Below are 23,364 nucleotides of genomic sequence, written 5' to 3'. Positions count from 1 at the left end.
CCAGGCGGTAGCCGGTACGCGGGTTTTCGAAAGGCGCGGCCCTGTCGGGCTGCGCCTTTTGTCATGAGCGGAGAGAATCAGCTGGTGGACGCCTCCTCTGGAACGACCGACCTCGCGCCGCCTCCCGCGCCCGTATCCCGGGCCGGCCGGCTGGTGCGTCCGGCGCTCACGCTGGGTGCGGCTGCCGCGGCCCTCGCGTACGTGGGGACCGTGGACCCGAACGAGCCCGGCCACTATCCGGTCTGCCCGCTGTTCCGGCTGACCGGGGTGCTGTGCCCCGGCTGTGGCGGGCTGCGCAGCGCGCACGCGTTCGCCCATGGCGATCTCGTGACGGCTATCGGGGCAAATGCACTGGCGGTCGCGGGCTACTTCTTCTTCGCCGCCGTCATGATCCTGTGGCTGGTTCGCGCCTATCGGGGGGTGCCGGGCCCGAGGCTCGTCGTACGGCCGTTGTACTGGTGGGGGATCGGTGCGGTGGCCCTGGTCTTCTCCGTTGTCCGGAACCTGCCCATGGGCTCTTTCCTGGCGCCCTGAGGTATAGCTGAAGTAAAGATTCCGGATGTCCATTTAATGGGACGCCGTCAACCGCGTGCGGAGGGCAAGGCGTCCTGCGGATACCATTTGAACTGCTGACCTTGCAGTTGTACGTGTCTGCAAGGCGGCCGACCGTCATCGACCCGGAAGGGGGCCGCTCGCGTGAGTGTGCTCGACGAGATCATCGAAGGGGTCCGCGAAGACCTTGCCGAACGGCAGGCGCGCGTCAGCCTCGACGAGCTCAAGGAGCGTGCCGCCAAGGCGCCCCAGGCCAAGGACGGCGTCGCTGCCCTGCGCGGCGACAGCGTCAAGGTGATCTGCGAGGTCAAGCGTTCCAGCCCCTCCAAGGGTGCGCTGGCCGCCATCGCCGATCCGGCCGGGCTCGCCGCCGACTACGAAGCGGGCGGTGCGGCGGTCATTTCCGTCCTCACCGAGCAGCGTCGTTTCGGTGGCTCGCTGGCCGACCTGGAGGCCGTCCGCGCCCGCGTGGACATCCCGATCCTGCGCAAGGACTTCATCGTCACGGCGTACCAGCTGTGGGAGGCCCGCGCCTACGGCGCCGACCTCGTGCTGCTGATCGTCGCGGCCCTGGAGCAGGAGGCTCTCGTCTCCCTCATCGAGCGGGCCGAGTCCATCGGCCTCACCCCGCTCGTCGAGGTCCACGACGAGGAGGAAGTGGAGCGAGCGGTCGCCGCCGGCGCCAAGATCATCGGCGTCAACGCCCGCAATCTCAAGGACCTCAAGGTCGACCGCTCCACCTTCGAGCGCGTCGTCGGAGAGATCCCGGCCCACATCGTCAAGGTTGCCGAGTCCGGCATCCGCGGGCCGCACGACCTGATCGCCTATGCGAACGAGGGCGCGGACGCCGTCCTCGTCGGGGAGTCCCTGGTGACCGGCCGCGACCCGAAGGCGGCCGTGGCCGACCTCGTCGCCGCCGGCGCCCACCCCGCCCTGCGCCACGGGCGGAGCTGACCCGCACCCATGGCCCGAAACCGTCCCTCCGTCCGCACCCGACCGGGCTCCGGCCTGGCCGGTGTGCCGACGGCGCACGCGCCCCTGGCGCGCGGCTGCCGCCCTCGCGGCAGCCGCGCGCCGGCCCGGCGCGTGCGCGGGCGGCGGGTCCGGTACGTGATCGGTTCCGAACCCGGTCAGGTCAACGGCATGCGATGGCGACCCGGAGTCGCGTCGTAACGAGGCCCGCCGGACGGTGTACGTCGTACACCCACGTCTGTCGGCGTCCCGTCACGGTCCGTTCCCCGAGCCGCCGGCTCCGGGGCGGGCCGCTCCGCACCCTCGTACGCCCATCCCCCAGCGGGGTGTGCGCGTCGCGGGCGGACGGCGCAATACGGTGAAGACATCCGCGTCGCATCCGTAGGAGTACCTGGGCATGTCCAGCGCCAGCAGTTTCTTCATCCCGGACCCCGAGGGTCACATCCCGAACGCCGAGGGCTACTTCGGCGACTTCGGCGGCAAGTTCATCCCGGAGGCGCTCGTCGCCGCCGTGGACGAGGTCGCCGTCGAGTACGAGAAGGCCAAGGGCGACCCGGCCTTCGCGGCCGAGCTCAACGACCTGATGGTCAACTACACCGGCCGTCCCAGCTCCCTGACCGAGGTGCCGCGGTTCGCCGAGCACGCGGGCGGGGCGCGGATCTTCCTCAAGCGCGAGGACCTGAACCACACCGGCTCGCACAAGATCAACAATGTGCTGGGCCAGGCGCTGCTCACCAAGCGCATGGGCAAGACCCGCGTCATCGCCGAGACCGGCGCCGGCCAGCACGGCGTGGCCACCGCCACCGCGTGCGCCCTGTTCGGCCTCGAGTGCACGATCTACATGGGTGAGATCGACACCCAGCGCCAGGCCCTGAACGTGGCCCGGATGCGGATGCTGGGCGCCGAGGTCATCGCGGTGAAGTCCGGCTCCCGGACGCTGAAGGACGCCATCAACGAGGCGTTCCGCGACTGGGTCGCCAACGTGGACCGCACCCACTACCTCTTCGGCACCGTCGCGGGCCCGCACCCGTTCCCCGCCATGGTCCGCGACTTCCACCGGGTCATCGGCGTCGAGGCCCGCCGCCAGATCCTGGAGCGCGCCGGACGCCTGCCCGACGCCGTCGCGGCCTGTGTGGGCGGCGGATCGAACGCCATCGGCCTGTTCCACGCCTTCATCCCGGACGCCGACGTCCGCCTGGTCGGCTTCGAGCCCGCCGGGCACGGCGTGGAAACCGGTGAGCACGCGGCGACCCTGACCGCGGGCGAGCCGGGCATCCTGCACGGATCGCGCTCCTACGTCCTCCAGGACGAGGAGGGCCAGATCACCGAGCCGTACTCCATCTCGGCCGGTCTGGACTACCCGGGCATCGGCCCCGAGCACTCCTACCTCAAGGACGCGGGCCGCGCCGAGTACCGGGCGGTCACCGACGACCAGGCGATGCAGGCCCTGCGCCTCCTCTCCCGCACCGAGGGCATCATCCCGGCCATCGAGTCCGCGCACGCCCTCGCCGGCGCCCTGGACCTGGGCAAGGAGCTCGGCAAGGACGGCCTGCTCGTCGTCAACCTGTCCGGCCGCGGCGACAAGGACATGGACACCGCCGCCCGGTACTTCGACCTGTACGACACCGATGCCTCCGAGGGGGAGACCAAGTGAGCGGCACCATCGAACTCCTGTCGGCGACCCTCGCGAAGGCGAAGTCCGAGGACCGTGCGGCCCTGGTCGCCTACCTCCCGGCCGGCTTCCCGACCGTGGACGGTGCCATCGAGGCCGTCAAGGCCGTCATCGCCGGCGGCGCGGACGTGGTCGAGATCGGCCTCCCGCACAGCGACCCGGTCCTGGACGGCGCCATCATCCAGACCGCCGACGACATCGCCCTGCGCGGCGGCGTCAAGATCGCCGACACGCTGCGGACGGTCCGCGAGGCGTACGAGGCGACCGGTGCCCCGATCCTGGTCATGACGTACTGGAACCCCATCGACCGCTACGGCGTCGAGCGGTTCACCGCCGAGCTCGCCGAGGCGGGCGGCGCGGGCTGCATCCTGCCCGACCTGCCGGTCCAGGAGTCCGCGCTGTGGCGCGAGCACGCGGCCAAGCACGGTCTGGCGACCGTCTTCGTCGTGGCTCCCAGCAGCAAGGACGAGCGCCTCGCCACCATCACGGCGGCCGGTTCCGGCTTCGTCTACGCCGCTTCGCTGATGGGCGTCACCGGCACCCGCGAGTCGGTCGGCAACCAGGCGGCCGACCTGGTCCGCCGTACCCGCGCCACCAGCGACCTGCCGGTCTGCGTGGGACTGGGCGTCTCCAACGCCGCCCAGGCCAAGGAGGTCGCGGGCTTCGCCGACGGTGTGATCGTCGGCTCCGCCTTCGTGAAGCTGCTGCTGGACGCGCCGGACCTGCCCGCCGGGCTGGCCGCGGTGCAGGCGCTGGCGGGCGAGCTCGCCGAAGGCGTACGCCGGAGCTGAGGCGCACGCCGGAGCCGACGGGCGGCGCGTTCGATAGCGCAGACGGACCCCTGAGCGGGTTCTGTAGCCCGATCGGGTGGAAGTAGGGGCAGGGAGGCACGAGAGTGCCTCCCTGCTTCGTTTGGCCGAACGTGAGCGACATGAACGACGGTGCGAACCGCGATGCGACGAAACGATCGGCCCGCGAGCGACTCCAGGCGGAGCGCGAGAAGCAGAAGGCGAGGGACAAGCGCCGGCGGACCCTCGTCGTGTCGGCGGCGGTGGTCGGCGTACTCGGGCTGGCGGCCGTCGTCGGCCTGATCGCGGCGAACACCGGCAAGGGCGGATCCTCCGCCAAGGGCGGCCCGCTGGTCGCCCCGTCCGGGGCCACGGGCAAGGACGCCCTCGCCATCCAGACCGGCAAGGACGAGGCCCCCTCCACGCTGACCGTGTGGGAGGACTTCCGCTGCCCGGCCTGCAAGGCCTTCGAGACCAACTACCGGGACACCGTCCACGAGCTGGAGGCCAAGGGCCTCCTCAAGGTCGAGTACCACCTCGCCACCCTCATCGACGGGAACATGGGCGGCACCGGCTCGCTCAGGAGCGCCAACGCGGCCGCCTGCGCACAGGACGCCGGGAAGTTCGCCCCGTACCACGACGTGCTCTTCGACAACCAGCCCGAGGAGACCAACGACGCCTACGGCAAGAACGCCAAGCTGCTGGAGCTGGCCGGGAAGGTCGACGGCCTGGACACCCCCGCGTTCCGCACCTGCGTCGAGGACGGTGCGCACGACAGCTGGGTGAACAAGTCGCAGGACGCCTTCCGCGCGGGCAAGTTCCGCGGGACCCCGACCGTGCTGCTCGACGGCAAGGACATCTTCGGGGATCAGGCCAACCCGCTGACCCCGCAGAAGCTGAAGGAGAAGGTGGAGGCGGCCGGCAAGGGCGGCCCCGGCGCCGCGAAGGCCTCCCCGTCGGCGTCGGCGTCGGCGTCGGCGTCGGCGTCGTCCGGGTCTGGGTCTGGGTCTGGGTCTGGGGCCAAGTCTGCGTCCGGGTCGCCGTCCGCCTCGGCCTCGGCGTCCGCGTCGGGTTCGGGGAAGGCCTCCTCCGGCCGTTCGGCCACGCCCTCGGCCTCCTCCTCGGCGTCGTCGGCACGCTCGGCGGGGCGGTCGGCCACGGGCGGTTCGGGCTCCGCGGACGCCTCCCCGGAGCACGCCGGGATGCCCATGGACCACTGAGGGCCGTCTCGATTCGGCAGCAGCTTGCCGGGCGGGTTGCGGTCACCACCGTCCGGCAAGGTAGCGTCGGGTCTTGCCATGAACCTTGCCTTCATTCCCAGTCCGTCGACGGGCGTGCTCCATCTCGGACCGATCCCGCTGCGCGGCTACGCGTTCTGCATCATCATCGGCGTCTTCGTCGCCGTCTGGCTCGGCAACAAGCGCTGGGTCGCGCGCGGCGGTAAGCCGGGCACGGTCGCGGACATTGCCGTGTGGGCCGTGCCGTTCGGCCTGGTCGGCGGTCGCCTCTACCACGTGATCACCGACTACCAGCTCTACTTCGGCGAAGGCCGGAACTGGGTCGACGCCTTCAAGATCTGGGAGGGCGGCCTCGGCATCTGGGGCGCGATCGCGCTGGGCGCGGTCGGTGCCTGGATCGGCTGTCGCCGGCGCGGCATCCCGCTGCCGGCCTGGGCCGACGCCCTGGCCCCCGGCATCGCGCTGGCCCAGGCCTGCGGACGCTGGGGCAACTGGTTCAACCAGGAGCTGTACGGCCGTGCCACCGATCTGCCGTGGGCGGTGGAGATCACCGACGGCCCGAACCGGGTCGCCGGGACCTACCACCCGACCTTCCTCTACGAGTCCCTCTGGTGCGTCGGTGTCGCCCTGCTCGTGATCTGGGCCGACCGCCGCTTCACGCTCGGACACGGCCGGGCGTTCGCGCTGTACGTCGCCGCGTACTGCGTGGGGCGCGGCTGGATCGAGTACATGCGGGTCGACGAGGCCCACCACATCCTCGGCCTGCGGCTCAACGTCTGGACCTCGATCGTCGTCTTCGTGCTCGCCGTGGTGTACCTGGTGCTGTCGGCGAAGCTGCGGCCGGGCCGCGAGGAGATCGTCGAACCCGACACCGGCGCTGACGCCGTGGCCGGCGCCAAGGACGGGGACACCCCGGCCGAGGACGCCGAAGCCGAGGACGCCGAAGCCAAGGGCGCTGCCGAGGCAGAGGCCGACGCCGAGCCGAAGGACGCCGAGGCGGAGGCCGCCGGCGGCGAGGCCGAGGCCGGAGACAAGGACAAGGCAGAGGTCCCCGGGGCCAAGAAGCTCTGACCGGGGTTCCGGTCTAAACGGGAGGGGTCAGGAGAGGACCGGTGCGTCCCGGCGGGACAGGGCCACGACCCGTTCCGCGCCCGCCAGCATCGCCGGGTCGACGAAGCGGCCGTCGGGGAGGGCCACCGCGCCCGGGGTGCGGCGGGCCGCGGCCACGATCTCCTCGGCGGCGCTGACCTCCGCCGGGCCGGGCAGGTAGGCCCGCTCGATCACCGGGAGCTGGCGCGGATGGATCGCCGCACGGCCCAGGAACCCGAGGGCACGGCCCCGGGCGCAGGAGTCCGCCAGCGCCTCCAGGTTCCGGATGTCGGGGAACACCGACTGGGCCGGCGGTGCGAGCCCGGCCGCGCGGGCCGCGACCACCACCCGGGAGCGCGGCCAGTCCAGGCCCGATTCCGCCGTGACGCCCAGGTCGGCCCGCAGGTCGGCCTCGCCCAGGGACAGGCCGCGCAGGGCGGGGTGCGCGCGGGCGATCTCGTAGGCCCGTTCCACACCGATCGCCGACTCCAGCAGGGCGTACAGGGCCACCCCCGGGGCGCGGTCGGCGGTGGCGACGATCTGCTCCGGCGAGCAGATCTTGGGCAGGCGCAGCCCGGCGAGGCCGTGGAGCCCGCCGAGGGCACTGAGGTCGGCGCCGCCCCAGGGGGAGTCCAGGGCGTTGACACGGACGTGGACCGGCACCGGATGCGGCACGTCGCCGAGCAGCTCGGCAGTGGCCCTGCGGGCGTACTCCTTGCGGGAGGCCGACACCGCGTCCTCAAGGTCCACGATGACGGCGTCGGCCCCGGCGTGCAGGGCCTTGGACACCACCTCGGGGCGGTCGCCGGGTACGTAGAGCCAGGTCAGGATCACAGGGCCCCCTCCGTGCGGAGAGCGGTGATCTCGGCCCGGGAGAGGCCGAGTTCGGTGAGGACGGCATCGGTGTCCGCGCCGTGCGGGCGGCCCGCCCAGCGGATGGAACCCGGGGTTTCCGAGAGCCGGAAGAGGACGTTCTGCATGCGGATCGGGCCCAGCTCCGGATCCTCGACCTCGGTGATCGTGTCCAGGGCCGCGTACTGCGGATCGGCCATGACGTCCCGTACGTCGTAGACCAGCGCGACCGCGGCCTCGGCCTCCTCGAAGGCGGCCATCACCTCGTCCGCCTTGTGGCGGGCGATCCAGCCGCCGACCGCATCGTCGAGCACGTCCGCGTGACCGGCCCGGCCGGATCCCGACGCGAACCAGGGCTCGGAGATCAGCTCCGGCCGGCCCACGAGCCGCATCACGCGCTCGGCGATGGACTGGGCTGAGGTGGAGACCGCCAGCCAGCGGCCGTCCAGACTGCGGTACGTGTTGCGGGGCGCGTTGTTCGTGGAACGGTTTCCCGTGCGCGGCTGGACGTAGCCGAGCTGGTCGTACCAGAGCGGGTGCGGCCCGAGGACGGTCAGGATCGGCTCGATGATCGCCAGGTCCACCACCTGCCCGTGCCCGGTGCGGTCGCGTCCGGCGAGCGCCGCCATCACGGCGTACGCGGTGGTCAGCGCGGCGATCGAGTCCGCGAGCCCGAAGGGCGGCAGGGTCGGCGGCCCTTCCGGCTCCCCGGTGATCGCCGCGAAGCCGCTCATCGCCTCCGCGAGGGTGCCGAAGCCGGGGCGGTGGGCGTACGGGCCCTCCTGGCCGAAGGCCGTCACGCGGGTCAGGATCAGCCGCGGGTTCGCCGCGGACAGTTCGGGCCAGCCCAGACCCCAGCGCTCCAGGGTTCCCGGGCGGAAGTTCTCGATCACCACGTCGGCGGTGGCGACCAGGCGCAGCAGGGTGTCCCGGCCGCCGGGAGCGGACAGATCGAGGGTCATCGTCCGCTTGTTGCGGCCGAGCAGCTTCCACCAGAGGCCGATGCCGTCCTTGGCGGGGCCGTGGCCGCGGGAGGGGTCGGGGCGGGTCGGGTGCTCGACCTTGACCACCTCGGCGCCGAAGTCACCGAGGAGGGTGGCGGCGAGGGGACCGGCGAAGAGGGTGGCGAGGTCGAGGACGCGGAGTCCCCGCAGGGGCGGGTCGGCGCCGGCGCCGGTCCCGGTGGTGGTGGCGGCGGTGGTGTCCTGGTCGGTGGGGGTCACGAGGCGGCTCCGGAGCGGGCGAAGGCGTCGGTCTGGGAGCGGCTCGGCATCGAGTCCTGGGCGCCGGGGCGCTGTACGGACAGGGCGGCGGCCGCCGAGGCCCAGTGCAGGGCCTCGGGCATCGGCCGGCCCTCGCCCAGGGCCACGGCGAGCGCGCCGACGAAGGTGTCTCCGGCGGCGGTGGTGTCCACGGCCCGTACGCGCGGCGCGGGCACGGTCAGCGGCTCGCGGTCGCGGGCCGCGTACAGGACCCCGGCGGCGCCGAGGGTGACGACGACCTCCGGCACGTCCTGGAGCAGGGCCGCCGCGGCCAGGTGGACGTCGGTGAGCCCGGTGAGCGTGGCGGCCTCGTGCTCGTTGGGCACCAACAGGTCGGTGGCGGCGAGGAGTTCGGCCGGCAGCGGTTGGGCGGGGGCCGGGGTGAGGATGGTCCGTACGCCGTGGGCGCGGGCGGCGAGGGCGCCGGCGAACACGGCCTCCAGGGGCAGTTCGAGCTGGAGGAGCAGGGAGTCGGCGGCGCCGATGCGGGCGGCGTCGCCCGGTTCCAGGGAGGTGACCAGGGCGTTGGCGCCGGGGATGACGATGATGCTGTTGCCCCCCTCGTCGTCCACGGTGATGTGCGCGGTGCCGCTGGCGCCCTCGACGGTGCGCAGGGCCGCCGTCTCGACCCCGGCACCGGTGAGCGCGGAACGCAGCCGTACACCGAACTCGTCGGCCCCGACCGCCCCGATCATCACCACCTCCGCGCCCGAACGGGCGGCGGCGACGGCCTGGTTGGCGCCCTTTCCGCCGGGGACGGTGCGGAAGGCGCGGCCGGTGACGGTCTCCCCGAGGCGGGGGGCCTTGGCGACGTAGGCGACGAGGTCCATGTTGGTACTGCCGAGCACGGCGATGGCCGTCATGAGCGTGCTGCCTCCTGTGCGGTGAGATGGGCGAGGGTGTCGAAGCCGATGCCGTCGAAGCCGGGGACGGTGGTGGCGAGGCGGTTCTTCAGCGGGGCCGTCCAGCGGTGCGGGATCCCGTCGGGGGAGCCGGTGACCAGTCCGGCGAGGGCCCCGGCGGTGGCGCCGTTGGAATCGGTGTCCCAGCCGCCGGACACGGCGCGGCAGACGGAGTGGGTGAAGTCCCCGTCGGCGTGGGTGAGGGCGGCGGCGATCACCGCGGTGTTGGGGACGGCGTGGACCCAGTGGTAGTGGCCGTAGCGGGCGTGGAGCAGGTCCACGACGGTATCGAAGTCGGTGTCGGTGCCGCGTGCGTCCAAGGCCGCCCGGATCCCGAAGCGGACGGCCTCGGCGAGGCGGGAAGGCGGTGGTACGACGGCCAGGCCGGCCCGCAGCGCGGTGTGCACGTCGGCCCGGCCGGTGGCCGCGGCGGCGGTGGCGGCGGCCACGAACGCGGCGGCGTGGGCGCCGTTGCCGGTGTGGGTGAGGGCGGCGTCCCGGTGCGCCTGGGCCGCGGCGGCGGCCGGGGCGCCCGGGTTGGTCCAGCCGTGGACGTCGGCGCGGATCAGGGCGCCGATCCATTCGCGGAACGGGTTGTGGTGGGTGGCGGTGGCGGGGGGCTCCAGCCCCTGCAGGAGGTTGCGGTACGCGACGCGCTCGGCCGTGAACGTACGGCCGGCCGGGAGCTCGTCGAGCCAGAGCCGGCCGACGTCGGCGGTGGTGAAGCCCTTGCCGTGGCGCTGGAGGAGGAGCAGGCCGAGGAGGGGGTAGTTGAGGTCGTCGTCCTCGGGGGCGCCGTCGATGTTCTCGGCGAGGGAGGTGGGGGCGGACCGGCGGTTCCAGGGGTGGGCGGCGAGGACCTCCGGTGGTACGCCGCGTTCGGTGAACCAGTTGCCGAGCGGCCAGTTCCCGGCGGCCCGGGCCAGGGCCCGGATCCCGTGCAGGGGCAACTTCTCCACGGGCTTGCCGAGCACGCACCCCACGGCACGACCGAGCCAGGCGGCCTCCAGCCTGCGGCGCAGGGCGGGGTCGGGGGTGGCGGCGTTGACGCCTCCGGATCCGGCTCCGGCCTCTGCCCTGGCCTGCGCCCCGGCCCCTGGGCCGGAACCGGCTCCGGCTTCGGCTTCGGCTTCGGTGGGGGAGAGTTCCCCCACTCCGCCCCTTCCCGAAACCGGGGGCAGGCCCCCGGACCCCCGGTCCGCGGATGCGCCCGCGCGGGGGGCTGCCCAGGGCGGCGGGTCCGCTTCCGTGTCGGGGGTGGGGTGTGGCAGGGCCGCGAGGGCCGTCAGGAGGTCGGTGGCCAGGGCGCGGAGCTCCGGCGGGGCCGGGGCGGGGGAGGCGCCCGCCCGCGCCGGGGCGAGGTGGCCGCCCGCCGCGAGCCAGACGCGCAGCAACGGCTCCGCGGCCTCCCCACGGCCGTCCTCGGCCGCCTGCCGGAACTCGTGGCCGACCAGGTCCTCGGGCTGGACCCAGGTCAGCCGGACGGCGCCGGCTCCGGCTCCCGGCCCGGCCCCGGCCCCGGAAGGGGCGCGGGACTCCGTGCCGGGCAGGGGCGGGGGTGAGGGAGCGGCCGGGCGCGTGGCCCGGGTCGGGGAGGTGGGCGGCGGGGCCGGGGAGGTGGGGGTCATCGGGGGGCCGTCAGGGCGGCGAAGGCGGCTTCGTGGGTGCGGCGGCGGGCTTGGTCGCGGGCGAAGACCTCGCGGGTGACCGTGGCCAGGGCCGACGCCGGTGCGTGCAGGTCCAGGCGGCTGGCCTCCGCGACCCGGTCCGCCCAGGCGGGCGGGACCGCCGCCCCGCCCGACAGGGCGCCCGCGATCGCACCGGCCATGGTGGCGATGGAGTCGCAGTCGCGGCCGTAGTTGACCGCGCCGAGCACGGAGGTCTCGTAGCAGCCGTCGGCGACGAGCAACATGCCCAGCGCCACCGGCAGTTCCTCGATGGAGTGCAGGCGCGAGGGGCGCCGGGCGCCCAGGGACGGCGTGCGGTAGTCCGGGCCGACCGAGTCGTACGGGGCGACCGCCGCCCGGAGGGGGGCCAGCGCCGACTCGAAATCCCGGTGACCGGCGGCCACTTCGCAGACCGCCGCGATGGCCTCGCGGGTGCCGTCCTTGGCCAGGGAGAGGGCGGTCTCGACCACCGAGGCCGCCGTCGCACCCGGCACGCAGGCCGCCGCCACCGCCGCCGCGAACACGCCCGCCGCCTCCCGCCCGTACGAGGACTGGTGCGCGCCCGTGACGTCCAGCGCCTCCGCGTACGCCCCGGCCGGATTGCCCGCGTTGACGAGACCGACCGGCGCCATGTACATCGCCGCGCCGCAGTTGACGATGTTGCCGTAGCCCGCCTCCCGCGGGTCCGCGTGCGCGTAGTGCAGCCGGGTCACGATCCACTTCTCGGCGAGGAAGATCCGCTGGAGGGGAAGGGCTTCCGCCTCCAGTTCCGGGATCCAGCGGGGGGTCGTCATCAGGTCCGGGACCAGGTGCTCGGCGATCGCGTACGCGTCCAGGTGGTCCCGTACGGCCTCGTAGACCCGAACCAGCGCGTGCGTCATCAGGGTGTCGTCGGTGACGTGGCCGTCGCCCTTGTGGTACGGGGCGATCGGGCGCGCCGTACGCCAGTCCTCGTGCCACGGGCCGACGATGCCGTGCACCCGGCCGCCGTGCCGCTCCACGATCTGTTCCGGGGTCCAGCCCTCCACCGGGCCGCCGAGCGCGTCGCCGACGGCCGCGCCGACGAGGGCGCCGGTGATCCGGTCGTCCAGGGTGGGGGAGGTGGTGCTCGAGGTGGCGTGGGGGGTCGGGTCCACGGGGGTCATGGTCGTCATGTCCGGGGCTTTCCTTGGGGCTTGGGCGAGGTGAGTTCCGTACGGGTGAGCAGCGCGGCCAGTTCGACGAGGTCGGTGCCCGCCAGGCGGGGGAGGGCGCAGCCGGAGAGGGTGCGGCACGCTTCACGCCAGGCGGCGGGGAGCGAGTCGCCGCCGCCGAGGGCGCCGGTCAGCGCACCGGCGAGGGCGGGGGCGGAGTCCGCGACGCGCGACAGGCAGGCGGCGGCCGGGACCGCCTCGCAGACCCGGCCGCGGGCGGCGGTGGCGAGGGCGAGGGCCACGGGGACGGTTTCCGCGGCGGCGATCCCGTAGCTGTAGACGTGGTCGACGATCTGGTGCTCCAGGAGCGGGACGATGGCGAAGGCTCCGCCGGTCGTCGCGGCGCGGGCGAGTTTCACCGCGTGCCGGGCGTTGCGGCCGATCTCGGTGGACTCCGGGAGCTGTGCGAGGGCGGCGTCGACGGCGGCGTCCGTGTCCGCGGCCGTGCAGGTTCCGGTGCTCGCGAGGGCGGTGGCGATGGCGGCGGCCATGGCGCGGGCGCCGTGCACCCCGTCTCCGTCCTGGGTGTAGCGGGCGTCGAACTCGGCGAGGTCCGCGGCGGCGTCGGGGTCCCCGGGATGGACGACGGCGAGGACGCAGGCCCGGATGCAGGCGGCGTCGTCGAAGTAGTGCGGGTTGTCGTGGCCGGTGGCGGGCGGGCGCAGGCCGGCGGCGAGGTTGCCGAGGCCGGCGCGGACGGAGATCCGGGCGCGGAGGGGGAGGACGGCGGACTCGACCTCGGGCGCGCGTTCTGCTGCCGCGGCGACCTCGCTGGCCAGGGCGTTCCAAGCGAGGTCGATGGCGGCGCGCATGCGGCGGGACCGGGAGAGGTCGCTGAGCAGCACGCCGGCGGCGGTGAGGACGGACTCGGCGGCGAAGGCGGCCCACTCGGCGTCGTCGGAGGGGCCGAGGCGGAGCGGTTCCGGGGGCTGGTTGAGGGCGATGGGGACGGGGAGGGTGGTGGTGGCGTTCTGCTCCGCGAAGGTGTCGAGCTCGCGGGTGAGGCGGCGGGTCCACTCGGGCATGCGGCTGGCCCGGTGGCGGGCCGCGGGCCACCCGGCGGCGTCGCCCGCGGCGAGCCCGAGGAGCAGCCCCTCGATCCGGCGGGGCCCGGCGGGGGCGGCCTCGGGGGCCGCCTGGATGCGGGGCTCGGCGGTGGCCGTACGGGGCTGCGCGTCCCGCGGGGCGGCGATTCCGGCCGGGGCCGGGGCCGGGTGCGGTGGGGCGGTGCGCGGCCCGGGTGTGGCTTCCGCGGGGGCGGCTCCGGGGGCCGCCTGTGCGGTGGCCTCGGCGATGCGGGGCTGCGCGTCCCGTTGGGTGGTGAGCGGCCCGGGTGTGGTTTCCGCGGGGGCGGTGCGGGAGGTTCCCGGCGGGGTGGTGAGTGGGCCGGGCGTGGCGTCTGCCGGGGTGTCGGGCCCGGGGATGGCCCGGGCTTCCGGCGGGGTGGTGCGGAGCTGCCAGGACCCGATTGCGGCATGCGTCGGCGGGGTGTCCCGGTCGAGGGTGCTCGGGGTGTCGCCCCGGGGTGCGTGGCCGGGGGCGTGCACCGCATCGGCGGTACGGGCCTGCGCGTGCGGCGGGGCGTCGTGTCCGGATGGGTCCGGCTCCGGGGCGGGACTCTCCCCGTACCCGCCCCTTCCCGAAACCGGGGGCAGGCCCCCGGGCCCCCGCACCGGAGCGGCCACCCCGGCCGGCCCGGAGGCGGCGTCGCCCCGTACCGCGGTCGCGGCGCGAAGGAACTCGGGCACCGGCGTGCCCCGGCCCCAAGCCGGCTCGGGCCGCCCGCCCGCGGCGACGGGCCCGCCCGGCTCCCCGGGCACCTCCGGGCCGCCTGCGGGATCCGGCACCCCCGCCACGCCCAGCATCCCCGCCCACCCCGGGACCGCCGCACCCCGTACGGCGGCGTACTCCGTCCCGGTACCCGGGGCTGCCCCGGTGGGGGCGCCGCCCTGCGGGTGCCGCTCTGTGCGGGCGTCGTCCTGCCGGGTTCGCCGGTGCTGGTCGTCGCCTTCCGGAGCCGGTCCGGTCCGGGCGCTGCCCTTCCGGGCCTGCCCGGTCAGGGTGTGGCCCTCCGGGGTCTGCTCGGCCCTGGCGTCGCCCTCCTGGGTCCGATCAACCAGGGCGCCGCCTTCTGGGGTTTGCTCGGCCGGGGCGTCGTCCTGCCGGGTTCGCCGGTCCCGGGAATCGCTTTCCGGGCCTGGTTCCGTCCCGGTGTGGCCTTCCCGGGTCGGCCCGGGAAGGGTGTCGCCTTCCGGGGTCCGTTCTGGCTGGGTGTCGTTTCGTTCGGTTCGGCGGTCCAGGGCGTCGCCCTCCAGGGCCCGCCCCGTCTGGGTGCGGTCCTCCGGGGTCGGCTCGGCCCGGGCGTCGCCTTCTCGGGTCCGCCCGGGTAGGGAGTGGTCCTCCGGGGTCGGCTCGGAGGCGAGGGTGTCCTCCGGGGGCGGGGCCGTCAGGGGGGTGTCCGGGTGGAGGGGCGGGTTGGTCGGGGTGGTGGGGGAGGGGGACGGGTTGGTGGGGGTCAGGGTCATCGGGGGGTCTCGGTTTCCGGGGTGAGGAGGTCCGCGATGTCCAGGACGTGGTAGCCGCGCATCGAGGGGAGGCAGCTTCCGCGGACCGGGCCGATCGCCGAGGACCAGGCGGCCGGGATGGCGGGGGCGCCGGACATCGCTCCGGCGAGCGCGCCCGCCACGGCCGCCGTGGTGTCCGCGTCGCGGCCCATGTTGACCGCCATGAGGACGGAGGCGGCGAAGTCGCCCCCGCACGCGGCGAACGCGCCGAAGGCCAGGCCGACCGCCTCCGGGGCCAGGTCCGTCCAGGGGTAGCCGCCGATGACCACCGCCGAGCGGACCGCCCGCTCGCCGCGCGGGGCGGCCGTCACGGCCCGGCGCAGGGAGCGGGCCGTCCAGGAGTCCGAGGGGATGACGGAGAGGGCCGCCGAGACGACGGAGGCCGCGGAGCCTCCGGCCATCGCCGCGGCGACCCCGGCCGCGACGGCCTGGCCGCCGTAGATGCCCTCGCCGTCGTGGCTGACGCAGCCGTCGATGGCGACCAGCCGGGCGGCTTCGGCGGGCCGGCCCGCCGCGAAGACCCCGAAGGGGGCCGCCCGCATGGCCAGGCCGTCCGACCAGGCGTGCCGGTGCTGGGCGGAGATGGGGGCCGCCAGGCCCCGGCGGAGGTTCTCGAGGGTGCCGCGTTCCGAGAAGCCCGCGCCGCGGAACGGGCCTTCGTCCAGGTCCGCGATCCAGTGGTGCCACGCCCGTTCGACGTGGGCGACCGTCAGCGCCGATCCGTGGCGGGCCAGCAGCAGGCCGGAGAAGATCGCGTACTCCGTATCGTCCGTGCCCGCCGGGTCGTCCGAGACGAAGCCCTCGATCCGGCCCCACTTCGCCCGGATCTCCGACGGCTTCATGTTCTCCGCGGGGGCGCCCAGCGCGTCACCCACCGCGAGTCCGAGAAGAGCGCCCCGGGCCCGTTCGAGGAGGACCTGCGGATTGCATGCAATCAGCTCCATGGCGCGCCTCTCCACTTGATGGGACTCATATTGAGCCCTTGGGGGATTTGTGCCATGGCATGTGGTTTGTCGCTCGTCGCGAAACACCCGCCGCGGGCCGTCGTCACCCGGTCGCCGATCCCCAAAACCCCAGGTAAGTACGGCCTTCCTTGCTGGCGGAGGGCAAAAATCGTGCGTAGTTTCGAGGTGTTCAGGGGGAGTGGGTGTCCGCGCGTCGTCCATGGCACAGCTCTGTGCACCCACTCGTACAAAAGGGGAGATAGTCGGAATGTCCATCATTGATATCGAAGCGCCGCTTCACACCGCCCACCGCGACAACCACACCCACCGTGACGTCAACGGCGGATGGCTGCGCCCGGCGGTCTTCGGTGCGATGGACGGACTCGTCTCCAACCTTGCGCTGATGACCGGCGTGGCCGGCGGCGCCGTCGCCCCGCACGTCGTCGTGGTCACCGGCCTGGCCGGCCTCGCCGCCGGCGCCTTCTCCATGGCGGCGGGGGAGTACACCTCGGTCGCCTCGCAGCGCGAGCTCGTGCTCGCGGAACTGGACATAGAGCGCCAGCAGTTGCACAAGCACCCCATCGACGAGATGGAAGAGCTGGCCGAGCTGTACGTCTCGCGCGGCGTCGAGCCGGCGCTGGCCCGCGAGGTGGCCATGCAGCTGTCCCGCGACCCGGAGCAGGCGCTCGAGATCCACGCCCGCGAGGAGCTCGGGATCGACCCGGACGACCTGCCGTCGCCGATGGTCGCGGCCGTGTCCTCCTTCGGGTCCTTCGCGCTCGGCGCGGTGATCCCGCTGCTGCCCTATCTGCTCGGTGTGACGGTCCTGTGGCCCGCGGTGCTGGCGGCGCTGGTGGGTCTCTTCGCCTGCGGCGCGGTGGTCTCCCGGGTCACGGCCCGGTCCTGGTGGTACAGCGGGCTGCGCCAGCTCGTCCTGGGTGGCGCGGCCGCGGGTGTGACGTACATCCTGGGAACCTGGATCGGCGGAGCCGTAGGCTGACCGCGCAGGGAGTGAGACACTATGCAGTAGGCAACATAAGTAGTCAGTTACTCGGCGGTTTCGATTCCGTGTCCGCCGGGCACAGACCCCCTGGGCGCCGGGCAATGAGGCCCGCCCCGTACCGGGACCTTCGTCCCGTGTCCCGATGGCAGGACACCTGCGAAAGTCCCCTCTTGTCTGCTCCGTGCAGTGTCCGCATGCTGGAATGACATATCCGCTTCGCGGGATTGTCGTCATCATGTAATCTGCACGAAATTTCGCAGAGGGCCAACGTCGTCCCTCGGCTATGCACATATGCCACGACGACGACGGGAGAGCCGATGCGTTCCGCATCCACGCACTCCGCGACCGGCCTCAGCAACACCGCCTGGTCGCCCATGGACGGTCGCCCCGCCCAGCAGGGCATGTACGACCCGCGCAACGAGCACGACGCCTGTGGCGTCGGCTTTGTGGCCAACCTCACCGGCGAGGCCAGCCACACGCTGGTCGAGCAGGCGCTGACCGTATTGCGGAACCTCGAGCACCGAGGCGCCACCGGATCCGAGCCCGACTCGGGCGACGGCGCCGGCATCCTCTCCCAGGTCCCGGACGCGTTCCTGCGCGAGGTGGCCGGGTTCGACCTCCCCGAGGCCGGCGCTTACGCCGTCGGCATCGCCTTCCTCCCCGCCGACGGCACCGCACAGGCCGTCGCCGTGGAGCAGATCGAGGCCATCGCCGCCGAGGAGAACCTCACGGTTCTCGGCTGGCGCGAGGTTCCGGTCACCCCGGACCTGCTCGGCAACGGCGCCCGCGCCACCATGCCGGCCTTCTCGCAGCTGTTCGTCAGCAACGGGACCACGGGCATCGAGCTGGACCGCAAGGCCTTCGTGCTGCGCAAGCGCGCCGAGCGCGAGGCCGGGGTCTACTTCCCGTCGCTCTCCGCCCGCACGATCGTCTACAAGGGCATGCTGACCACCGGCCAGCTGGAGCCCTTCTTCCCGGACCTCTCCGACCGCCGCTTCGCCTCCGCGATCGCGCTGGTCCACTCCCGGTTCTCGACGAACACCTTCCCGTCGTGGCCGCTGGCCCACCCGTACCGCTTCGTCGCGCACAACGGCGAGATCAACACGGTCAAGGGCAACCGGAACTGGATGCGGGCCCGCGAGTCCCAGCTGGCGTCCGGCCTCTTCGGCGAGGGCGCCCTCGAGCGGATCTTCCCGATCTGCACCCCGGACGCCTCCGACTCGGCCTCCTTCGACGAGGTCCTGGAGCTGCTCCACCTCGGCGGCCGGTCCCTCCCGCACAGCGTGCTGATGATGATCCCGGAGGCGTGGGAGAACCACACCTCCATGTCGCCGGCCCGCCGCGCGTTCTACAAGTACCACTCCACGCAGATGGAGCCGTGGGACGGCCCCGCCTGCGTCACCTTCACCGACGGCACCCAGGTCGGCGCGGTCCTCGACCGCAACGGTCTGCGCCCCGGCCGCTACTGGGTCACCGACGACGACTTCGTCGTGCTCTCCTCCGAGGTCGGCGTCCTCGACATCGACCCGGCCAAGGTCGTCCGCAAGGGCCGCCTGCAGCCCGGCAAGATGTTCCTCGTCGACACCGCCCAGAAGCGGATCATCGAAGACGACGAGATCAAGGACGCGCTGGCCGCCGAGCACCCGTACGCCGAATGGCTGGAGACGGGCGAGATCGAGCTGACGGACCTGCCCGAGCGTGAGCACATCGTGCACACCCACGCCTCGGTCACCCGCCGCCAGCAGACCTTCGGCTACACCGAGGAAGAGCTCCGCGTCATCCTCGCGCCGATGGCCCGTACCGCCGGCGAGCCGCTCGGCTCCATGGGCACGGACTCCCCGATCGCGGCCCTGTCCGAGCGCCCCCGGCTGCTCTTCGACTACTTCACCCAGCTCTTCGCGCAGGTCACCAACCCGCCGCTGGACGCCATCCGCGAGGAGCTCGTCACCTCGCTGCTGTCCTCGCTCGGCCCGCAGGGCAACCTGCTGGAGCCGACCGCCGCGTCCTGCCGCAGCGTCACGCTGCCGTTCCCGGTGATCGACAACGACGAGCTGGCCAAGCTCATCCACGTCAACGCCGACGGCGACATGCCGGGCATGAAGGCCGCCACCCTCTCGGGCCTGTACCGGGTCTCGGGCGGCGGCGCGGCGCTGGCCGCCCGCATCGAGGAGATCCGCGGCGAGGTCGACGCGGCCATCGAGAACGGCGCGCACCTGATCGTCCTCTCGGACCGTCACTCCGACGCCGAGCACGCGCCGATCCCGTCGCTGCTGCTCACCTCCGCGGTGCACCACCACCTCATCGCCACCAAGCAGCGCACCCAAGTGGGTCTGCTGATCGAGGCCGGCGACGTCCGCGAGGTCCACCACGTCGCGCTGCTCATCGGCTACGGCGCGGCCGCGGTCAACCCGTACCTCGCCATGGAGTCCGTCGAGGACCTCCTGCGCGCCGGTACCTTCCTGACCGGCCTGGAGCCGGAGCAGGCCATCAAGAACCTGATCTACGCGCTCGGCAAGGGCGTCCTGAAGGTCATGTCCAAGATGGGCATCTCCACCGTCGCCTCCTACCGCGGCGCGCAGGTCTTCGAGGCCGTCGGCCTGAACGAGGAGTTCGTCGCCGCGTACTTCGCGGGCACCGCCACCAAGATCGGCGGCGCCGGCCTGGACGTCATCGCCAAGGAGGTGGCCGCGCGCCACACCAAGGCGTACCCGGCCTCCGGCATCGCGGCCACGCACCGCGCGCTGGAGATCGGCGGCGAGTACCAGTGGCGCCGCGAGGGCGAGCCGCACCTGTTCGACCCGGACACGGTCTTCCGTCTGCAGCACGCCACGCGCAACCGCCGGTACGACATCTTCAAGCAGTACACGGACCGGGTGAACGAGCAGTCCGAGCGCCTGATGACGCTCCGCGGGCTCTTCGGCTTCAAGACGGATGGTCCGGCGGCACGTCCCTCGATCTCCATCGACGAGGTCGAATCGGTCGCCGACATCGTCAAGCGCTTCTCCACCGGCGCCATGTCGTACGGCTCCATCTCCAAGGAGGCGCACGAGACCCTCGCCATCGCCATGAACCAGTTGGGCGCCAAGTCCAACACCGGTGAGGGCGGCGAGGACCCGGACCGCCTGTACGACCCGGCGCGCCGCTCCTCCATCAAGCAGGTCGCCTCCGGCCGCTTCGGTGTCACGAGCGAGTACCTGGTCAACGCGGACGACATCCAGATCAAGATGGCGCAGGGTGCCAAGCCCGGCGAGGGCGGCCAGCTGCCCGGCCACAAGGTCTACCCGTGGGTCGCCAAGACCCGGCACTCCACCCCGGGCGTCGGTCTGATCTCCCCGCCGCCGCACCACGACATCTACTCCATCGAGGACCTGGCTCAGCTGATCCACGACCTCAAGAACGCCAACCCGGTCGCCCGCATCCACGTGAAGCTGGTCTCCGAGGTCGGCGTGGGTACGGTCGCGGCCGGTGTCTCCAAGGCCCACGCGGACGTCGTCCTCATCTCCGGCCACGACGGCGGTACGGGTGCCTCCCCGCTCACCTCGCTGAAGCACGCGGGCGGTCCCTGGGAGCTCGGCCTCGCCGAGACCCAGCAGACCCTGCTGCTCAACGGGCTGCGCGACCGCATCGTGGTCCAGACGGACGGCCAGCTCAAGACCGGCCGCGACGTCATCATCGCCGCGCTGCTCGGCGCCGAGGAGTTCGGTTTCGCGACCGCGCCGCTCGTCGTCTCGGGCTGCGTCATGATGCGCGTCTGCCACCTGGACACCTGCCCGGTCGGCATCGCCACCCAGAACCCGGTCCTGCGCGACCGCTTCTCCGGCAAGCCCGAGTTCGTCGTCAACTTCTTCGAGTTCATCGCGGAAGAGGTGCGCGAGCTCCTCGCCGAGCTGGGCTTCCGCACGATCGAGGAGGCCGTCGGCCACGCCGAGCTCCTCGACACCAGCAAGGCCGTCACGCACTGGAAGGCGCAGGGTCTCGACCTGGAGCCGCTCTTCTACGTGCCGGAGCTGCCCGAGGGCGCGGTCCGCCACGCCCTGATCGAGCAGGACCACGGCCTGGAGAAGGCGCTCGACAACGAGCTCATCCGCCTCGCCGCGGACGCGCTGAACGCCGACTCGGCCGAGACCGCACAGCCGGTCCGCGCCCAGGTCGCGATCCGCAACATCAACCGCACGGTCGGCACCATGCTCGGCCACGAGGTCACGAAGAAGTTCGGTGGCGCGGGCCTGCCCGACAACACCATCGACCTGACCTTCACCGGTTCCGCCGGCCAGTCCTTCGGCGCCTTCCTCCCGCGCGGTGTGACGCTGCGCCTCGAGGGCGACGCCAACGACTACGTCGGCAAGGGCCTCTCCGGTGGCCGCGTCGTGGTCCGTCCCGACCGCGGCGCCGACCACCTGGCCGAGTACTCGACCATCGCGGGCAACACGATCGGCTACGGCGCCACCGGCGGCGAGCTGTTCCTGCGCGGCCGCACCGGCGAGCGCTTCTGCGTCCGCAACTCCGGAGCCCTGGTCGTCTCGGAAGGCGTGGGCGACCACGGCTGCGAGTACATGACCGGCGGCACGGCGGTCGTCCTCGGCGAGACGGGCCGCAACTTCGCGGCGGGCATGTCGGGCGGCGTCGCGTACGTCATCGACCTGGACCCGGCCAACGTCAACGTCGGCAACACGGGCGCGCTCGAAGCCCTCTCCGACACCGACTCCCAGTGGCTGCACGATGTGGTGCGCCGCCACGAGGAGGAGACCGGCTCGACCGTGGCCGCGAAGCTCCTGGCTGACTGGACCGCCTCGGCGGCCCGCTTCAGCAAGATCATCCCGACCACGTACAAGGCAGTGCTCGCCGCCAAGGACGCCGCTGAGCTCGCCGGACTCTCCGAGTCCGAGACCACGGAGAAGATGATGGAGGCGGCGACCAATGGCTGACCCGAAGGGCTTCCTCACCACCCCGCGCGAGACCGCCTGCACCCGTCCTGTGGCCGAGCGCCTGGGGGACTGGAACGAGGTCTACGTTCCGGGCTCGCTGCTGCCGATCATCAGCAAGCAGGCCGGCCGCTGCATGGACTGCGGCATCCCGTTCTGCCACAACGGCTGCCCGCTCGGGAACCTGATCCCCGAGTGGAACGACTTCGCGTACCGCGAGGACTGGACCGCCGCCTCCGAGCGGCTGCACGCGACGAACAACTTCCCGGAGTTCACCGGGCGGCTGTGCCCGGCGCCGTGCGAGTCCGCCTGCGTGCTCGGCATCAACCAGCCGGCCGTCACCATCAAGAACGTCGAAGTCTCGATCATCGACAAGGCGTGGGACAACGGCGACGTCACCCCGCAGGCGCCCGAGCGCCTGTCGGGCAAGACGGCCGCGGTCATCGGCTCCGGCCCGGCGGGTCTCGCCGCGGCCCAGCAGCTGACCCGGGCCGGCCACACCGTGGTGGTGTACGAGCGCGCCGACCGCATCGGCGGGCTGCTGCGCTACGGCATCCCCGAGTTCAAGATGGAGAAGGTGCACATCAACCGCCGCATCGAGCAGATGCGCGCGGAGGGCACCAAGTTCCGTACCGGCGTCGAGGTCGGCCGCGACGTCACCGCCACCGACCTGCGCAAGCGGTTCGACGCGGTGGTCATCGCGGCGGGCGCGACCGTCTCCCGCGACCTGCCGGTCCCCGGCCGCGACCTCAAGGGCATCCACTTCGCGATGGAGTACCTGCCCCTCGCGAACAAGGTCCAGGAGGGCGACTTCATGGCGCCCCCCATCACGGCCGAGGGCAAGCACGTGGTCGTCATCGGCGGCGGCGACACCGGCGCGGACTGCGTGGGCACCGCCCACCGCCAGGGCGCGGCCTCGGTCACGCAGCTGGAGATCATGCCGCGTCCGTCCGAGGACCGGCCCGCGGGCCAGCCCTGGCCGACGTTCCCCATGCTGTACAAGGTCACCTCTGCTCACGAGGAGGGCGGCGAGCGGATCTACTCCGTCTCCACCACCCACTTCGAGGGCGACGAGGACGGCAACGTCCAGGCCCTCCACCTGGTCGAGGTCGCCTTCGAGGACGGCAAGCTCGTCCAGAAGCCCGGCACCGAGCGCGTCCTCCCCGCGCAGCTGGTCACCCTGGCGATGGGCTTCACCGGCACGGACCAGGAGAACGGCCTCACGGCCCAGTTCGGCCTGGGGATGGACGCCCGCGGCAACATCGAGCGCGACGCCTCCTACGCGACCAACGTCGACGGCGTCTTCGTCGCCGGCGACGCCGGCCGCGGCCAGTCGCTGATCGTCTGGGCCATCGCGGAAGGCCGCTCGGCCGCCCGCGGCGTGGACCGCTTCCTGACCGGCACCAGCGCCCTCCCGTACCCGGTCAAGCCGACGGACCGCTCGATCACCGTCTGATTCTCGACGCCGTGCTCGCACCGCTCGGCCGCAGTCGGCCTCCCGGGCTTCGCCCGGCTGGGCCGGCCTCCGGCCGTCGGGTGGTGTCTTGAGGCCCAGCAGTACCCCCGGCCCCGGCCGGGACCCCTCATACGGTCCGTACAACGAAGTGCGGCACTCCGACACAACGCCCGCCACGACTCCTTCTGGACGCCGTGCTCGCACCGCTCGGCCGCAGTCGGCCTCCCGGGCTTCGCCCGGCTGGGCCGGCCTCCGGCCGTCGGGTGGTGTCTTGAGGCCCAGCAGTAC

16 protein-coding genes and 1 pseudogene are annotated in these 23,364 nt (G+C 73.0%); 10 read left to right on the top strand and 7 right to left on the bottom strand.

The annotated features are described in order from the left end of the window. Positions 1 to 63 precede the first annotated feature (63 nt). From ACFVX6_RS22120 to lgt, 7 genes and pseudogenes are all read left to right on the top strand, one after another. Entirely contained in the window at positions 64 to 534 is a 471-nt protein-coding gene (locus ACFVX6_RS22120) for a DUF2752 domain-containing protein (RefSeq protein ID WP_389693921.1), read from the top strand. Positions 535 to 696: 162 nt separating this feature from the next. Beyond that, positions 697 to 1,506, top strand: a complete 810-nt coding sequence (gene trpC, locus ACFVX6_RS22115) for an indole-3-glycerol phosphate synthase TrpC (RefSeq protein ID WP_030707250.1) — start codon at positions 697 to 699, stop codon at positions 1,504 to 1,506. A 9-nt stretch (positions 1,507 to 1,515) separates the two neighbouring features. After that, positions 1,516 to 1,725, top strand: a complete 210-nt coding sequence (gene trpM, locus ACFVX6_RS22110) for a tryptophan biosynthesis modulator TrpM (protein ID WP_389693919.1) — start codon at positions 1,516 to 1,518, stop codon at positions 1,723 to 1,725. 196 nt (positions 1,726 to 1,921) lie between these two features. Then, entirely contained in the window at positions 1,922 to 3,178 is a 1,257-nt protein-coding gene (trpB, locus tag ACFVX6_RS22105) for a tryptophan synthase subunit beta (RefSeq protein WP_389693917.1), read from the top strand. Continuing rightward, the gene (gene trpA, locus ACFVX6_RS22100; RefSeq protein WP_382981203.1) at positions 3,175 to 3,987 is read left to right on the top strand and encodes a tryptophan synthase subunit alpha; all 813 of its coding nucleotides are present in this window, start codon (positions 3,175 to 3,177) and stop codon (positions 3,985 to 3,987) included. The genes trpB and trpA overlap by 4 nt, the downstream gene beginning before the upstream one ends. A gap of 140 nt (positions 3,988 to 4,127) precedes the next feature. Next, a pseudogene (locus ACFVX6_RS22095) lies at positions 4,128 to 4,913 on the top strand (DsbA family protein); the annotation flags it as partial. Between the two features lie 369 nt (positions 4,914 to 5,282). Next, a complete protein-coding gene (gene lgt, locus ACFVX6_RS22090; RefSeq protein ID WP_389693914.1) occupies positions 5,283 to 6,293 on the top strand; it encodes a prolipoprotein diacylglyceryl transferase in 1,011 nt (336 codons plus the stop codon). Between the two features lie 27 nt (positions 6,294 to 6,320). Here the strand turns inward: lgt and ACFVX6_RS22085 are convergent, their stop codons facing one another. The 7 genes from ACFVX6_RS22085 to ACFVX6_RS22055 all read right to left on the bottom strand — a co-directional run bounded on the left by ACFVX6_RS22085 (position 6,321) and on the right by ACFVX6_RS22055 (position 15,695). Then, on the bottom strand, positions 6,321 to 7,145 hold the full coding sequence (locus ACFVX6_RS22085) for an HpcH/HpaI aldolase/citrate lyase family protein (protein WP_389693912.1): 825 nt from the start codon (positions 7,143 to 7,145) through the stop codon (positions 6,321 to 6,323). Beyond that, the gene (locus ACFVX6_RS22080) at positions 7,142 to 8,317 is read right to left on the bottom strand and encodes a CaiB/BaiF CoA transferase family protein (RefSeq protein WP_389693952.1); all 1,176 of its coding nucleotides are present in this window, start codon (positions 8,315 to 8,317) and stop codon (positions 7,142 to 7,144) included. The genes ACFVX6_RS22085 and ACFVX6_RS22080 overlap by 4 nt, the downstream gene beginning before the upstream one ends. 65 nt (positions 8,318 to 8,382) lie before the next feature. Beyond that, on the bottom strand, positions 8,383 to 9,288 hold the full coding sequence (gene rbsK / locus ACFVX6_RS22075) for a ribokinase (RefSeq protein ID WP_389693910.1): 906 nt from the start codon (positions 9,286 to 9,288) through the stop codon (positions 8,383 to 8,385). Then, complete coding sequence (locus ACFVX6_RS22070) at positions 9,285 to 10,955, bottom strand: ADP-ribosylglycohydrolase family protein (RefSeq protein ID WP_389693908.1); 1,671 nt, start codon at positions 10,953 to 10,955, stop codon at positions 9,285 to 9,287. The genes rbsK and ACFVX6_RS22070 overlap by 4 nt, the downstream gene beginning before the upstream one ends. Further along, the gene (locus ACFVX6_RS22065) at positions 10,952 to 12,139 is read right to left on the bottom strand and encodes an ADP-ribosylglycohydrolase family protein (RefSeq protein WP_389693950.1); all 1,188 of its coding nucleotides are present in this window, start codon (positions 12,137 to 12,139) and stop codon (positions 10,952 to 10,954) included. The genes ACFVX6_RS22070 and ACFVX6_RS22065 overlap by 4 nt, the downstream gene beginning before the upstream one ends. Before the next feature lie 5 nt (positions 12,140 to 12,144). Beyond that, the gene (locus ACFVX6_RS22060) at positions 12,145 to 13,329 is read right to left on the bottom strand and encodes an ADP-ribosylglycohydrolase family protein (RefSeq protein ID WP_389693948.1); all 1,185 of its coding nucleotides are present in this window, start codon (positions 13,327 to 13,329) and stop codon (positions 12,145 to 12,147) included. Positions 13,330 to 14,708: 1,379 nt separating this feature from the next. Beyond that, positions 14,709 to 15,695, bottom strand: a complete 987-nt coding sequence (locus ACFVX6_RS22055) for an ADP-ribosylglycohydrolase family protein (RefSeq protein ID WP_389693906.1) — start codon at positions 15,693 to 15,695, stop codon at positions 14,709 to 14,711. 268 nt (positions 15,696 to 15,963) lie between these two features. Here ACFVX6_RS22055 and ACFVX6_RS22050 point away from each other — a divergent pair, with 268 nt between their 5' ends. The 3 genes from ACFVX6_RS22050 (at position 15,964) to ACFVX6_RS22040 (ending at position 23,076) form a co-directional block, all read left to right on the top strand. Further along, positions 15,964 to 16,695 (top strand): VIT1/CCC1 transporter family protein, encoded by a 732-nt coding sequence (locus ACFVX6_RS22050; RefSeq protein WP_389693904.1) that lies wholly within the window; start codon positions 15,964 to 15,966, stop codon positions 16,693 to 16,695. Between the two features lie 377 nt (positions 16,696 to 17,072). Continuing rightward, positions 17,073 to 21,623: a glutamate synthase large subunit gene (gltB, locus tag ACFVX6_RS22045; protein WP_389693946.1), complete on the top strand. Its 4,551-nt coding sequence runs from the start codon at positions 17,073 to 17,075 to the stop codon at positions 21,621 to 21,623. Continuing rightward, on the top strand, positions 21,616 to 23,076 hold the full coding sequence (locus ACFVX6_RS22040) for a glutamate synthase subunit beta (RefSeq protein ID WP_389693902.1): 1,461 nt from the start codon (positions 21,616 to 21,618) through the stop codon (positions 23,074 to 23,076). The genes gltB and ACFVX6_RS22040 overlap by 8 nt, the downstream gene beginning before the upstream one ends. Positions 23,077 to 23,364: the final 288 nt, after the last annotated feature.

The sequence above is a fragment of the Streptomyces sp. NPDC058289 genome (assembly GCF_042880975.1).
GTDB classification, from domain to species: domain Bacteria; phylum Actinomycetota; class Actinomycetes; order Streptomycetales; family Streptomycetaceae; genus Streptomyces; species Streptomyces stoeckheimensis.
The sequence above is the reverse complement of the archived record's forward strand: the minus strand, read 5'-3'. Positions and strand labels throughout refer to the sequence as shown.

What these genes read in the sequence shown, in the direction of transcription:
- ACFVX6_RS22120 (WP_389693921.1), top strand. Translation starts at nt 64, where the DNA reads ATGAGCGGAGAGAATCAGCTGGTGGACGCCTCCTCTGGAACGACCGAC.
- trpM (WP_389693919.1), top strand. Translation starts at nt 1,516, where the DNA reads ATGGCCCGAAACCGTCCCTCCGTCCGCACCCGACCGGGCTCCGGCCTG.
- trpB (WP_389693917.1), top strand. Translation starts at nt 1,922, where the DNA reads ATGTCCAGCGCCAGCAGTTTCTTCATCCCGGACCCCGAGGGTCACATC.
- lgt (WP_389693914.1), top strand. Translation starts at nt 5,283, where the DNA reads ATGAACCTTGCCTTCATTCCCAGTCCGTCGACGGGCGTGCTCCATCTC.
- rbsK (WP_389693910.1), bottom strand. Translation starts at nt 9,288, where the DNA reads ATGACGGCCATCGCCGTGCTCGGCAGTACCAACATGGACCTCGTCGCC.
- ACFVX6_RS22070 (WP_389693908.1), bottom strand. Translation starts at nt 10,955, where the DNA reads ATGACCCCCACCTCCCCGGCCCCGCCGCCCACCTCCCCGACCCGGGCC.
- ACFVX6_RS22065 (WP_389693950.1), bottom strand. Translation starts at nt 12,139, where the DNA reads ATGACCCCCGTGGACCCGACCCCCCACGCCACCTCGAGCACCACCTCC.
- ACFVX6_RS22055 (WP_389693906.1), bottom strand. Translation starts at nt 15,695, where the DNA reads ATGGAGCTGATTGCATGCAATCCGCAGGTCCTCCTCGAACGGGCCCGG.
- ACFVX6_RS22050 (WP_389693904.1), top strand. Translation starts at nt 15,964, where the DNA reads ATGTCCATCATTGATATCGAAGCGCCGCTTCACACCGCCCACCGCGAC.
- gltB (WP_389693946.1), top strand. Translation starts at nt 17,073, where the DNA reads ATGGACGGTCGCCCCGCCCAGCAGGGCATGTACGACCCGCGCAACGAG.
- ACFVX6_RS22040 (WP_389693902.1), top strand. Translation starts at nt 21,616, where the DNA reads ATGGCTGACCCGAAGGGCTTCCTCACCACCCCGCGCGAGACCGCCTGC.